This is a genomic window from Exiguobacterium sp. RM11 (assembly GCF_059821525.1).
This window is the reverse complement of sequence record NZ_CM187558.1, coordinates 1909531-1923110: the sequence shown is the minus strand read 5'-3', so window position 1 is coordinate 1923110 and position 13580 is coordinate 1909531. Positions and strand designations below refer to the sequence as shown.

Below are 13580 nucleotides of genomic sequence, written 5' to 3'. Positions count from 1 at the left end.
TCCAATTGACTTGTGAACTTTGGTAAGATTGTCAGGTGAGGTGTTCAACATGGAAAAAATCATCTGGTTGTTCATGCTTGGCGTATCGCTCCTTGTGAGCTACGTCCATCTAGACACAACGATCTTCTCGCTCGCTTTGTTCGTTCTATTTTTATTCGTGAGTACGACGCTATTCCTTCGGTTCGATGAGGACCACTGGCTCAATCGCGTCTCACCGCTCGTCGGTGTCGGGGTAGGCATTTTATCACTCATCGCCTATCTTGGTCTGGTTGTATTCACTTTCAACGAACTCGACCAACTTGGCATTTGGACGGTGCCCGTCCGCTTGCTACTTATGTACGTTGGGATCTACATATTCGTTATGACGACATCGAGCTTTTTAGCCGGGGCGACGCGCGTGAAACCATCCCGTTTCTTTCGACCGGTGCTTATCTTTTCGGTCTTCTTTTACGGAGCGATGCTTTTACTCCCGCTCCAACCTGGTTTGTAACCGTTCTCTATTAGGCAGACGCCTACTCGCGTCTGCTTTTTTTGATTTGCCTTTTTCCTCAAAAGAAGGCAAACTAGTAGACGGTGAGACAGGACTGAGATGCGGTTATTGTAAATAACCTGTAATCGAATGAACGTTTTCAAACATGATTTTTCCGTTATAATAAAAAATAGTGTAACGAAGAGAGGAGCAACACCTATGTTTCGTAGTTTTAACCGAGAAATCGGAATCGACCTTGGAACGGCTAATACGCTCGTTTACGTAAAGGGTCAAGGAATTGTTGTTCGTGAACCGTCCGTTGTGGCGTTCCGCACAGATACAGGTAGAATTGAGGCCGTTGGTAACCAGGCAAAAGATATGATTGGACGTACACCAGGGAACGTCTCTGCTCGTCGTCCAATGAAAGACGGCGTTATCGCTGACTTTGAAACGACAGCAACGATGATCAAATACTTCATGGAGCAAGCGCAAAAATCAAAAGGCGGTTTGTTCTCATCGAAAACGAACGTCATGATTTGTGTGCCAAGTGGCATCACGTCTGTTGAAAAACGCGCTGTTGAAGACGCGGCAAAACAAGCAGGCGCTCGTGAAGCTTATACAATCGAAGAACCGTTCGCGGCAGCAATCGGCGCAGGTCTCCCGGTTTGGGAACCGACTGGCTCGATGGTCGTGGATATCGGTGGCGGTACGACCGAAGTCGCAGTGATCTCACTCGGCGGCATCGTGACAAGCCAATCGATTCGTGTCGGTGGTGACGAAATGGATGACGCCATTATTCGTTACATCAAAAACAAGTACAACCTCATGATCGGGGAACGTACGGCCGAGACGCTCAAGATGGAAGTCGGTTCAGCACGTATCGACGCATCAAACGAGGCGGAGAAGATGGAAATCCGTGGTCGCGACCTCGTGACAGGACTTCCGAAACAAATTGAAGTGTCATCTACAGAAGTATGCGAAGCACTCTCAGATACAGTCGAAGCGATCTTGGCAGGTGTCAAGCAGACGCTCGAACAAACACCACCAGAACTCGCGGCTGACGTGATGGACCGTGGAATCGTCTTGACTGGCGGCGGCGCGCTCCTCAAAAACTTGGACGACGTCATCTCAGACGAGACGCACATCCCGACACTCGTTGCGGATGAGCCACTCGACTGTGTAGCAGTCGGTACAGGAAAATCTCTTGAAATGATGGACGTCCTCCGTTCGAAATCAGGCATCTCGTCACGTCGATGAGAGGTGAGACACGATGAGCCGATTCGTACGTAATAAAAAGCTCATCATCACGCTAATTGTACTGATCTTGTTTTTCGTCATTTTAGGGGTTTCGATTCGAGGACGATCGGAATCAGCCTGGTACCAAGACGTCACGCGTGATGTGGTCGGCACGTTCCAGCGAGTGTTCGCGGTACCAATCGGATGGATGGACTCGACCGTCTCATCCATCTCGGACGTCCGCGACATCTACGAAGAGAACCGTCAACTGAAAGAACATTTGGCGAAGTATGCTGAGGTATCGGTTGAGGCAGATGATTTGCGCCGTGAGAATGAGGAGCTTCGGAAAATGGTCGAAGCGAAAGACGAGTCGTTACGCGACTTCGACCTCATTCCGGCGGAGGTCATCGGGCGGACACCGAACGATTGGCAACGCTACGTCACCATCAACGTCGGTTCTGAAAGCGGCGTTGAGAAAGGCATGGCCGTGACCGCGGCGAGCGGGATGGTCGGTCGTGTCATTCAAACGAGTGCCTATACGTCACAAGTGCAGCTGCTCAGCGACAACAACCGGACGAACAACGTCTCGGCTGTCGTCAAAGATGCTGACGGCAAAGCGACGTATGGGACGATTGACGGCTTCGATACGGAGACGAACGAGTTATTCTTCACGAAAGTATCGAATAGCGTCAAGCTGAAAGAAGGAGAAATTGTATCGACCTCTGGACTCGGAGGACGTTACCCGGCCGGACTCGTCATCGGTACGATCGAGTCGATCGAGACGGACGAATATGGCGTCTCTCAAGTCGCCCGGATCAAACCGGAGGCCGACTTCAATGAGTTCTCACAAATGTACGTGATTGATCGGACACTAGACGAACCGTTTCTAACGGGTCCCGAGGAAGGAGGAGCAGCGGGTGAGTAACATGAAAGTGTTCATCGCCCTGTTCCTCCTTTTTCTTATTGAAGGAACATGGGCATCGATTTTCTCGTGGCACTATGCCACGCCGTATCTTTTATTGACGCTAATCGGGCTGATGTTCGTCAGTCTGTACGGTCGATGGGAGACGGCGCTCGGGTTCGGTCTTGTATTCGGATTGCTGTATGATATCGTCTACACCGACTTGCTCGGAATTTATGTATTTACTTTTTCACTCATTCCTCTCTTAGCCAGCTTCGTGTTAAAATATATAGGTGAGAACTTCTTCTCCGTCACCATCACCTTCACGTTCATGATTGTCGTATTCACAGTTGCGATATACGGGATCATGGCAGCAATCGGTGGGACGTTGATGACGATTCAAACACTATTGATTGAACAGATTCCAGGGACCGTGCTCGTCAATGCCATCGCCATCGTGATTCTTTATTATCCGATGATGCGGTATGTGACGATCCGACCTGTTGTGAAAAGAGGGTAGCCATGATGGAGCGTAAACGACACATTACGATTAAAGGACATCGCAACGGAATTGCCATCCACTTCAATCCGAAGAGTGGCATCGACGAGGTGCTTACGGACTTTGAAGCGACATTACAAGAAATGGAGCCGCCGTCCGGTAAGATTGCCCTGAAGTTGCACGCGGGTACTCGTTATCTTGACGAGGAGCTGACACGTCAAATTCGTGAGGTCGTCGCTCGTCATGGCGTTTTTTATATTGAAGACTTGTCGAGCGATGTCATGTTGACGGAAGAAGCGAAAGCGACGTACGGCAGAAAGACGTTCCATTATCATAGTGGGACGATTCGCAGTGGACAGGTCCTCGCGTTTGATGGCTCGGTGCTTGTGATCGGGGACATCAATCCCGGTTCTGAGGTCCGGGCGACAGGAAGTATTTATTGTTTGGGCACGATACGAGGAAATGTGCGTGCGGGTGTCGAAGGATGGGAAGAAGCGGTCATTACCGCGAGCCTCCTCCATCCGAAGTTTTTGGCAATCGGCGAACATGTTCTCACGTCCGACGATGAGGAAGAACTTCCTGAGATTGAGATGGGTTGTGCGTATCAGACGAATGACGGGATTGAGATGACACGTCTCCGCCACGTCATGACCGGTCTGAAAGACGCATATGCAATGGAATTACAGAGAGGGTGAGTGGAATGGAGCAAGTAGTGGAGCCTGTACATACAGAAAAAGAAGTGAAAAACGGCAGAGCCATCGTCGTGACATCAGGAAAAGGGGGCGTCGGGAAAACGACGACGACCGCCAACATCGGGACGGGGCTCGCCTTGTCTGGACACTCGGTCTGCCTCGTCGATACGGATATCGGGTTGCGTAACCTCGATATCATTCTCGGACTCGACAACCGGAGCATTTATAACCTCGTCGACGTCATCACAGGACAATGTAAGTTGAATCAGGCGCTCGTTCGCGACAAACGGTTCGAAGAGATGTACTTACTTCCGGCCGCACAGTCGAAAGACAAGACGTCGGTCAATCCTGAGCAAGTGAAAGAGATTGTCGACCAGTTGAAGACAGAATATGATTTCGTCTTGATTGACTGCCCTGCAGGGATCGAGCAAGGGTTCATGAACGCGATTGCTGGAGCGGACGAGGCGATTGTCGTCACGACGCCTGAGAAGGCGGCCGTTCAAGACGCGGACCGCATCATCGGGATGCTCGAGCAAGCGAGTCACATCGAAGCACCGAAGCTCGTCGTCAACCGGGTGAAGAACCACCTCGTCGAATCGGGCGATATGCTCGATATCGATGACATCATGCGCATCTTGTCGATCGACCTCCTTGGCGTCGTCATCGATGATGAGGAAGTCATTGCCGCTGCGAACCGCGGGGTACCGGTCACGATGAACCCGGACAACAATGCCGGACAAGCGTACCGCAACATCACGCGTCGCATCCTCGGCGAATCGGTCCCGCTCATGTCGATTCAGACAGAGACGGCGCCGGTCGGCTTTTGGGCACGACTCATGATGAAATTTGGAATGAAAAAAGGGTAAAGGCAACGAAAGTTGCCTTTTTCTGTCGAAAGGAGAGGTGCACATGAAGTTAATCTACGAACGAACACCTTCCATTGAACGGGCGATGCTCGTGGACGGGGAACGGTTACTCGAGGTCGAAGAACGCTTCGTCGACCAATTATCGGTCGGTACGATTGTCGAGGCTGCGATTGAACGGATCCATCCGTCACTCGGTGCGGCTTTTTTGACGGACGGGGAGACGACGTTCTTTTTACCGATTGCGGAGACGCTTCGCGCACTGGCCTCGTATCCGGACGTGCCTGCCATCGGACAAGCGGCTGTCGTCGGGGAAAAACGACTCGTGCAAGTGACGAAAGAAGGCATCAACGGCAAGCATCATAAAGTGACCGAAAACATTCGGTTCGGTGGACGTTACCTCGTCTACTTCCCGTACGGTCGTCGGAAACTGTTCAGTCGGAAGCTCGACCTCGTCACGCAGGACCGTCTCTCGAAGTCGATTGCGCTTTCAGAAGAGGAAGGGGTCCTGTTTCGGACGGAGGCCGGACAAGTGGCACCAGACGCCTTACAGGAAGAACTCGATCTACTCCGCGACCGTGCGAAAGCTGTGATCGAACAGCGTTACGGGCAAGACGAACTACTATGTGAACATTTCGTACGGCGCCATGCGGTCGAGTCGGTCCTCTTGAACGACAAGGAAGGACAAGCTCGCGTCGAACGCTTGGACGTTCCCGTGAAACGTCACATCGGGAAAGGTCGAATCCCGGAGGCGAAGCGTCTCGACGAGGCGATTGAAAAGCTCGAGAGTCGTGCCGTCTGGTTAGATGGCGGGGCGTTCGTCTTGATCGAACAAGTCGAGACGATGACCGTCATCGACGTCAACAGCGGGAAGAACGTCGCCGTCAAAGACAAGGGGCGCGCGGCCGACACAATCAATGAAGCGGCGCTCTATACGATCATGGAGCAGTTGCGCTTACGTAACATCGGCGGCATGATTGTCATCGACTTCCTACGCGGCTCGAAAGATGGTCAAACTCGTCTCCTGAAAAAGTTGAAAGAGCTCGGGGCACGTGACCCACGACGCGTCGAAGTGTACGGCTTCACACGGATGGGCTTATTCGAATTGTCACGGGAGCGGACCGGACGCTCGATCCAAGACCGGATGACATATGGAGGCAAGCCGTCGAAACTGGCCGTCTTCTCGCAGTTTGAACGCGCGCTCCTTGATCTGAGTGGGCAATACGAGGCGGTCGTACTCGCACTACCTAAGAAGTGGCATGACGCTTCCTGGCATGAATTTGACATTGACGTACACCTCGTCGAAGGGGAGCCGGAGTTCGCCTTTTACGGGACGTCCGCAGAATGTCAGAATTTCTTATCTCGCCGTTGACAATGAATAATTGAGAGTGGTATTATCTATAACGTTAGTTCGTTTGGAAGCACCCAAATGGCTACAACCGCACAGAACGGGTTTTAAAGGTATTTGCCCTGCCCAGGATGGCGAGTCTGAGTTTAACAAGGAGGTGCACGTATATGTACGCAATCATCAAAACTGGTGGTAAGCAAATCAAAGTTGAAGCAGGTCAAGAGATCTACATCGAAAAACTCGATGCTGATGTCGAAGGTACTGTAGAATTCGGTGAGGTTCTTTTCGTTGGTGGTGACGATGTTAAAGTCGGCGCTCCACTCGTAGAAGGCGCTAAAGTTGTCGGTACTGTGGTAAAACACGGCCGCGCTAAGAAGATCACTGTCTTCAAAATGAAAGCTAAGAAAAACTACCGTCGTAAGCAAGGTCACCGTCAGCCTTACACGAAAGTTCGCATCGAGAAAATCGAAGCGTAAGCTATGATTCGGGTCAAGGTAAGACGAGACGAGGCGAACTCGATTCGCTCCGTCGAAGTGACTGGTCATGCCAACTTTGCAGAACCTGGTTCTGACTTGGTGTGCGCCGGTGTTTCAGCCATCATATTTGGTGCCTATAACGCCGTCGAAACGCTTGCGGGTCAATCGCTTCTTGTAGAAATGGCAGATCAAACAGAGGGTGGTTACTTTTATGTCGAGACGTATCCTGACTTATCACCGCAGGATATGGAACGCACCCAACTGTTATTAGAAGGGATGCTCGTGCAGTTAGACACGGTCGCCCAAAGCTACGGTGAATATATCCAAATTGAACAATAGGAGGTGGACCTCATGTTACAATTGAACCTTCAGTTCTTCGCTTCGAAAAAGGGAGTTGGTTCGACTAAAAACGGTCGTGACTCAATTTCGAAACGTCTCGGTGCAAAACGCGCTGACGGACAAACAGTTTCAGCTGGATCAATCCTTTACCGCCAACGCGGTACAAAGATTCACCCAGGTGAAAACGTTGGCCGTGGTGGCGACGACACTTTGTTTGCGAAAGTTGACGGCGTAGTACGCTATGAGCGTCTTGGTCGCGACAAGAAACAAGTGAGCGTTTACCCAGTCGCGTAAGTTGAACGACGCAGAAGACTCTAGCCACTTTTTTGGTTAGAGTCTTTTTTTCTAGGAGAGGATCAAATGGATTCAGAACAGACACTCGAGCTCTTATCGACCGTCCGTCACGAATGGATGAATCGGCTTCAATTGATCTCGCTCTATGCGGCACTCGATCCGAATAAGCTCGAGGAACTTTACGAACGCTATCGGAAACAGGCCGACGAGGAGAGTGCGCTCGTTCGGTTGAACGTGCCACAGACGAGCCTTGTCGTGATTCAAGCGAATTGGGAAGGACGGATGACGTATACGATTTCGACCGACCAACTCGCCATCGATGATGCGCGAGTGGCAGAGATGCTTGTCCGCTTGTTGAAAGACACGGACGGGCCGATTCATGTGACGTTCACGGACGGACTGATGGTTCGCGTCACGGGAGAAGTCCCGGAAGACGTGCTCACGTCAGCCGATGTGTACGAACAGAACGTAGAGATGACTACGTTTCACATAAAGGAGGGGAAATAAATGTTTGTCGATCAGGTTAATATTTTTGTAAAAGCTGGAGACGGCGGAAAAGGGATGGTTGCCTTCCGTCGCGAAAAGTATGTCCCAGATGGTGGACCTGCAGGTGGTGACGGTGGTCACGGTGGAGACGTCGTCTTCGAAGTAGAAGAAGGATTACGCACACTCGTTGATTTCCGTTATTCGAAGAAGTTTATTGCCCACGATGGCGAAAAAGGGATGTCAAAAGGGATGCACGGACGTAAAGCGAAGCCGCTTATCGTCAAAGTCCCACCTGGTACCATCGTATTCGACGCAGAGACGGATACGGTCATCGCCGACTTGACGGAGCACGGACAACAAGCGACGATCGCCAAAGGTGGACGTGGTGGACGTGGGAACTGTCGTTTCGCGACACCGGCCAACCCGGCTCCAGAAATCGCGGAGAACGGTGAACCAGGTCAAGAGCGTGAATTGCGTCTTGAATTGAAACTCCTCGCAGACGTCGGACTCGTCGGTTTCCCGTCTGTCGGGAAATCAACGCTTCTGTCTGTCGTTTCGTCGGCACGTCCGAAAATCGGCGCGTACCACTTCACGACGATCACACCGAACCTCGGTGTCGTCAAGACAGCGGACGACCGTAGCTTCGTCATGGCCGACCTTCCAGGTTTGATTGAAGGGGCTAGCCAAGGCGTTGGTCTCGGTCACCAATTCCTTCGTCATATCGAACGGACGAAAGTCATCGTTCACATGATCGATATGAGTGGAATGGAAGGACGCGACCCGTTCGAAGACTACACGACAATCAACCGTGAGCTCGAGTCGTATAACTTACGTCTCCTCGAGCGTCCACAAGTCGTCGTGGCGAACAAAATGGATATGCCGGACGCAGAGGAACATCTTGAAGAGTTCAAGAAGAAAGTAGGAGACGATGTCAAAGTCTTCCCAATTTCTGCCCTCGCACAAGATGGCCTTCGTAACTTGTTGATCGAAGTGGCGAACTTTGTCGATACGACACCTGAATTCCCACTCGATGAGCTTGAAGAGAAGACAGCGACGCCTCGTGTCGTGTATCGTTATGAGAAGGAAGAGAAAGGCTATCAAATCCACATCGATGAATACGATCGCTTCGTGATCACGGGCCCTCGCATCGAGAAGCTCTTCAAGATGACGAACTTTGACCATGATGAGTCGATCAAACGATTCGCTCGTCAAATGCGTCAGATGGGCGTCGATGATGATCTTCGTAAGCTCGGTGCCGAAGACGGTAGCGTTGTTGCGATTCTCGACTTCGAATTCGAGTTCGTGGAGTAAGAAAAAAATTATTTGTTAAGAAGAAACGGAGTGTGAAGCTAACGTGGACCCTGTGCCCTCGTCAAGTTTAATTCTATATGTAGTTCTCGTCATGTTGTCAGCGTTTTTCTCATCAGCAGAAACGGCGCTTTCAAGTGTAAACCGTGTTCGGATGATTCGGATGGCAGAAGACGGCGACAAAGCCGCAAAACGCGTCCTCAGTCTCGTCGACCGCTTTGACGATACGCTCTCGACGATCCTCGTCGGGAACAACATCGTCAACATCGGTTCGGCGACGGTATCGACCGCCATCGCCACGTCGATTTTTAGTGGCGGTACGGGTCTTCTCGTGTCGACGTTCGCGACGACGGTCATCATTTTGATCTTCGGTGAGATTTTACCGAAGTCGCTCGCCAAAGAGTTTGCGGAGAAGTATTCGCTTCTTATCAGCGGGATTCTCGTGTTCCTCGTCAAAGTCCTCAAACCGGTGACGATGATTTTCACTGGGTTGAAGAAGTTGACGCTTCGGATGATCGGGATGAAAGACAAGGAGCCGTCAGTCACGGAAGAAGAGTTGAAAGTGCTCGTCGATATGGGAGAAGAGGAAGGTGTGCTTGGTGAGACGGAAGCTGAGCTCGTCCATAGCGCCTTCGCCTTCAACGATATTACCGTCGATGACGTCTTGACGCCGCGAATCGATATTTTGGCTGTCGACATCGACGATTCGCTCGATGAAATCAAAGACACGATTTTCAGTGGGGGACATTCACGTTTGCCGGTCTACAAAGACTCGATTGACAACGTCATCGGTGTCTTGTCAGAACGTGACTTCTTACGTTCGATGATGAAGGATGAAGTGACGGATGTCCGTTCGCTCATCCGACCGCTCACATACGTGTCACCACAGACGAAATTGATTGAACTACTTCCGATTCTCCAACAGAAACAATCTCACATGGCTGTCGTCCTCGATGAATTCGGGGGCACGGCGGGTCTCATCACGTTAGAAGACATGCTCGAGGAACTCGTCGGCGATATCTGGGATGAGCACGACGAATCCGTCGTCTATCTCCGACGTCTCCGTGAAGGGGTCTACGAATGTATGGCTGACATGAACGTCGATGAATTCGCCGAAGAGATGGGGATTGCGGAACCAGACGTCGATTCCAACACGATGGGCGGTTGGTTCGTTGAATTACTCGGCGACATTCCGGAGAAAGGTGCACAAGTCACGTATCAAGATATGACGTTCACCGTTCTCCACGTGGAAAAACGCCGTGTCCGGAAACTGTTAGTGGAGACTGGACAATCACAGCAAGAAGGCCTACAAGAAGAAGCATAAAGAAAAGGGATGATTCGCGCATAGCGGATCATCCCTTTTTGCGTTACACCGATTGGCGCTCGATGCGCTCAATCAATTCGTATGGACGTACTTTGTAGATGGCGTATGGCATATATACAGGGTCGATCGCATCGAGGAAGCGCATCTGGAAGTGCTCCCGTTTGATATAGTCACCGACGTTACGCGAGTCGACTTTGTAGAATCCGACTTCCTGTGTTTCCCCGGCTTGTGGTCTGAGGTCCCCGGATACATATTTTGCGCGGAACGTGACGCAGAGGACGCGGGACGACACGTTTTGATAGATTCCCGTGATGCCTTCGACCTCGATTTTCACGCCTGTCTCTTCGTTCACTTCACGGTGGATGGCGTCGACGAGTGACTCGTGCTCTTCCACCTGTCCGCCCGGCATCTCGAACGAATCGTTCCGGTGCATGTTTTTGACGAGGAGGATTTCACCTGCTTCGTTCGTGATATACGCTGTCACACAGACAATCGCACGCGGCGGCGTGTAGTGACCGGTCGGCATCATGAACTCTTCGCTCGACTTGATATACAGGTCTTTTCCGAGGCGGGCTCGCTGCTTCATGGCGTCCCGTCGTAACGTGCTACCACGGTAGTCCCGCTCGACTTGTTCATAGTGTTCACGGTCCCGATATTCCCATAATGCCATGACCTCGGATTTGTCTTCGGTCACCCAGCGTCCGACGAGGCGAGCGCCATGGGACGCTTGAATCGGATAGATGTATGTATGGAAGAAGTCGGTGAATTCTTGCAGGCGTTCAGGTCGAATCGTATACGTTTTACGGCGATGGAACATGGTGATTCCTCCTTTTTCGTTGTGCGGTGTCCTGTTTGTGTGACCGCGATTCGCTTACATGGTTCTTATTCGACAGATGATAGCGTTTCCCTTTCCGACAAAAAAAGAATCAGCGTTCGTTACGCTGATTCTTTCACATGTTTTGGTTGCTGACGAAGATGACGGACGACGAGAAAAATTCCGATGGCGAGCGCCAGGAAGGGCAGGATGTCGTCCATGAAGTGGCCAATCATCCGCCAGTTGTTGCCGAGCATCATCCCGACATGAATGAAGATGAATGACCAGACGGCAAAAATGACGGTCGTCACCGACAAGAACTTTCGGAACGACAGGCGCATCACGCCGGCACTGACCGCGAACAGCTGGCGCCAGAACAGGCTGAGACAGACGATCCATGCCCCGTATTTCTCAAACCAGCGCTCGGCCCGCAGTTGCTTGTCTTGCCGAATCCGGAAATAACGATACAGCTTCAAGGCGACGGGACGCCCACCATATCGACCAATCCAGTACAGACCGATCTGACTGAGCGTGAAGGAAACCCACGCCAGTAGGAACATCAGGAAGAAAGACGCGTCATGCGAATCGACGAGAAAGCCGCCATATGCGAGAACGAGTTCGTTCGGGATGAATTGGATGAAGATGCCGAGAGGAATGCTGAAAACACCACATACGGCAAGCATGTGCTCGAGGACGTTCATGACGAGATCTCCTTTCAAAGTGATTGCAGGAAACTTGTTCCATCCATCAGTATAACGGACATGACTGAAAAGAAAAAGAAGAGATGTCACATATTCGTGACATCTCTTCAATCTAATTCGGATACGAGAATACCGAGCCGGTCAAGCTCTTTCACCGCGGCATCAATCGCTTCCTGATGATCGGCTTCAAGTGTATGGACATGTAATCCTCCGGTCAATTGCGAGAGCGGTGAGGCCCCGTGTGCCTTGACCCGTTCGAGGAAGGCGCGGACGTCACGTCGACTCTTCACCATGAGCTGTCCCGTGATGGATCCGTAAACGGGGTGGTCGATGATGACATCTTTGATGGTGACCCCTTCATCGACGATGGCGTTCATCTCTGCCTCCATCTCTTCTGCCGTATGGCGGCAAGCCACCTTTTTTGAATAAGTAGACGGGGTGAAGTCGCCGTGCAAATAAACGTAACCGCGAGCGGTGGCGACGATTTGGTGACCTTTCGCTTTTAAGAGCGACAAATCTTGGACGATGACTTGGCGACTGACGGATACATGCCTTGCCAGTTCAGATCCAGTGATCGGTTCATTGCTCGATTCGATCAGTTGAAGTAAAGTGCGACGGCGTTCTTCACCGGCTAAACGTTTGTTCATGATGTTCGACTCTCCTTGCTAAAGTGACGATGGCATCGGCGAGGGCCGATGTGTCTTCGACGGTCGTTTGTGCGCCGAAGGAAATGCGGACGAGGCCGTGGCAGGCGCTCGTCTCATATCCGAGTGCTTCGAGCATGCGGTTCGGTCCGTTCTGACCGGCGCGACATGCTGACCCGGCGGATACTTGGAACCCGAGATCGTCGAGCTCGGTCATCCACCATTGTCCGTCGCGTTGATGGGATACGAAGGAAAAGATAGCGGGACTTTGTTCGTCAAACTCGAGCCAATGGACATACGCTGACGTCTTCTCTTTCAAGATAGCACGAAACGCCATGAAATTTCTCTGAAAACGTGTCAATTGATCCTGACGTTCCCCGAGCGCTTTGACGAAGGCGCTAATTCCTGGAACATCGATCGTACCCGGACGAATCCCGTATTGGTGATGACCCGGGTAGTAAGGTGGGGGAATCAAGCGTTCCATATAGAGGGCACCGATCCCTTTTGGACCACCGACCTTATGGGCGCTGAACGAGTAGGCGTCGATTCCTTCCACAGAAATCGGGATTTTCCCTAGTGCCTGTACCCCGTCCACGTGAAAGAGAATCTTTTTATATTTTAGGAGACATTGGATGTGATGGAGCGGCAACACCCATCCCGTGTCGGAATTGACGTGTTGGAGCGTGACGAGTCCGATGTCACGGTCGAGTAAGTGCGTGAACGTCTCCAAATCAAACTTTCCGTCTTTCAATTTTAAGCGATGGACGATGATCCCTTCGCGTTCCCATTCTTCAAGCAGGAGGGCGACCGAATCATGTTCGTGCCAGGACGTGATGACTTCTTTTCCTTTCATGCGTTTCCGTAAGCTCGTCAGCGCGATGTAATTACTTTCAGAACCACTTCCAGTAAATAATAACTTACCACGTAAGACATCGAGTCCTAGTGCTTGTTTAAGTAGTCGCCGTGCCTCTGTCAAATAATCTTCAGCCATATATCCGTGCGCGTGGAGTGATGATGGGTTCCCATAAACGTTTTTGGCCATAGCCACGTAATGGTCTAATGCTGCATGTGTCATAGGATGTGTAGCGGCGTAGTCGAAGTAGCGGTTCATCATGGACTCCCCTTTTCTCATGTTGTCTTCTACACAAAATTATGCGAAACTAGTTTACAAGTCAACATTACATAT

At 51.3% G+C, this 13580-nt stretch carries 17 protein-coding genes and 1 other annotated feature; of the genes, 13 read left to right on the top strand and 4 right to left on the bottom strand.

Translation table 11 applies throughout. The features are described from left to right. Positions 1-49: 49 nt before the first annotated feature. The 13 genes from AC5LIL_RS10020 to AC5LIL_RS09960 all read left to right on the top strand — a co-directional run bounded on the left by AC5LIL_RS10020 (position 50) and on the right by AC5LIL_RS09960 (position 10235). Entirely contained in the window at positions 50-490 is a 441-nt protein-coding gene (locus AC5LIL_RS10020) for a hypothetical protein (protein ID WP_499824017.1), read from the top strand. Between the two features lie 198 nt (positions 491-688). After that, positions 689-1726, top strand: a complete 1038-nt coding sequence (locus tag AC5LIL_RS10015) for a rod shape-determining protein (protein ID WP_214695333.1) — start codon at positions 689-691, stop codon at positions 1724-1726. Positions 1727-1739: 13 nt separating this feature from the next. After that, positions 1740-2630 (top strand): rod shape-determining protein MreC, encoded by an 891-nt coding sequence (gene mreC, locus AC5LIL_RS10010; protein ID WP_074035245.1) that lies wholly within the window; start codon positions 1740-1742, stop codon positions 2628-2630. Position 2631: 1 nt separating this feature from the next. Next, positions 2632-3126, top strand: a complete 495-nt coding sequence (gene mreD / locus AC5LIL_RS10005; RefSeq protein WP_083600174.1) for a rod shape-determining protein MreD — start codon at positions 2632-2634, stop codon at positions 3124-3126. A gap of 5 nt (positions 3127-3131) precedes the next feature. Continuing rightward, complete coding sequence (locus AC5LIL_RS10000) at positions 3132-3800, top strand: septum site-determining protein MinC (protein WP_243834777.1); 669 nt, start codon at positions 3132-3134, stop codon at positions 3798-3800. A 5-nt stretch (positions 3801-3805) separates the two neighbouring features. Then, positions 3806-4663 carry a septum site-determining protein MinD gene (gene minD, locus AC5LIL_RS09995; RefSeq protein ID WP_499824015.1) on the top strand — a complete coding sequence of 286 codons (858 nt, stop codon included), beginning with the start codon at positions 3806-3808 and terminating at the stop codon, positions 4661-4663. A gap of 43 nt (positions 4664-4706) precedes the next feature. Continuing rightward, on the top strand, positions 4707-6032 hold the full coding sequence (locus AC5LIL_RS09990; protein WP_499824014.1) for a ribonuclease E/G: 1326 nt from the start codon (positions 4707-4709) through the stop codon (positions 6030-6032). A gap of 55 nt (positions 6033-6087) precedes the next feature. Continuing rightward, positions 6088-6160 (top strand) — a sequence feature (ribosomal protein L21 leader region). A gap of 15 nt (positions 6161-6175) precedes the next feature. Continuing rightward, positions 6176-6484 carry a 50S ribosomal protein L21 gene (gene rplU / locus AC5LIL_RS09985; protein WP_015881153.1) on the top strand — a complete coding sequence of 103 codons (309 nt, stop codon included), beginning with the start codon at positions 6176-6178 and terminating at the stop codon, positions 6482-6484. 3 nt (positions 6485-6487) lie between these two features. Then, positions 6488-6823: a ribosomal-processing cysteine protease Prp gene (locus AC5LIL_RS09980; RefSeq protein WP_074035231.1), complete on the top strand. Its 336-nt coding sequence runs from the start codon at positions 6488-6490 to the stop codon at positions 6821-6823. Between the two features lie 12 nt (positions 6824-6835). Further along, positions 6836-7117 (top strand): 50S ribosomal protein L27, encoded by a 282-nt coding sequence (rpmA, locus tag AC5LIL_RS09975; RefSeq protein ID WP_015881155.1) that lies wholly within the window; start codon positions 6836-6838, stop codon positions 7115-7117. 66 nt (positions 7118-7183) lie between these two features. Continuing rightward, positions 7184-7624, top strand: a complete 441-nt coding sequence (locus AC5LIL_RS09970) for a Spo0B domain-containing protein (protein WP_274664648.1) — start codon at positions 7184-7186, stop codon at positions 7622-7624. After that, positions 7625-8914, top strand: coding sequence for a GTPase ObgE (gene obgE / locus AC5LIL_RS09965; RefSeq protein ID WP_074035227.1), 1290 nt, complete (start codon positions 7625-7627; stop codon positions 8912-8914). A 43-nt stretch (positions 8915-8957) separates the two neighbouring features. Then, positions 8958-10235, top strand: coding sequence for a hemolysin family protein (locus AC5LIL_RS09960; RefSeq protein ID WP_499824013.1), 1278 nt, complete (start codon positions 8958-8960; stop codon positions 10233-10235). A gap of 43 nt (positions 10236-10278) precedes the next feature. Here the strand turns inward: AC5LIL_RS09960 and AC5LIL_RS09955 are convergent, their stop codons facing one another. The 4 genes from AC5LIL_RS09955 to AC5LIL_RS09940 all read right to left on the bottom strand — a co-directional run bounded on the left by AC5LIL_RS09955 (position 10279) and on the right by AC5LIL_RS09940 (position 13505). After that, entirely contained in the window at positions 10279-11052 is a 774-nt protein-coding gene (locus AC5LIL_RS09955) for an NUDIX domain-containing protein (RefSeq protein ID WP_499824012.1), read from the bottom strand. A 119-nt stretch (positions 11053-11171) separates the two neighbouring features. Continuing rightward, positions 11172-11750 carry a DedA family protein gene (locus AC5LIL_RS09950; RefSeq protein WP_214785267.1) on the bottom strand — a complete coding sequence of 193 codons (579 nt, stop codon included), beginning with the start codon at positions 11748-11750 and terminating at the stop codon, positions 11172-11174. A 107-nt stretch (positions 11751-11857) separates the two neighbouring features. Continuing rightward, a complete protein-coding gene (locus AC5LIL_RS09945) occupies positions 11858-12397 on the bottom strand; it encodes a transcription repressor NadR (RefSeq protein WP_214695354.1) in 540 nt (179 codons plus the stop codon). Next, positions 12375-13505 carry a cysteine desulfurase family protein gene (locus tag AC5LIL_RS09940; protein ID WP_214819439.1) on the bottom strand — a complete coding sequence of 377 codons (1131 nt, stop codon included), beginning with the start codon at positions 13503-13505 and terminating at the stop codon, positions 12375-12377. The genes AC5LIL_RS09945 and AC5LIL_RS09940 overlap by 23 nt, the downstream gene beginning before the upstream one ends. Positions 13506-13580: the final 75 nt, after the last annotated feature.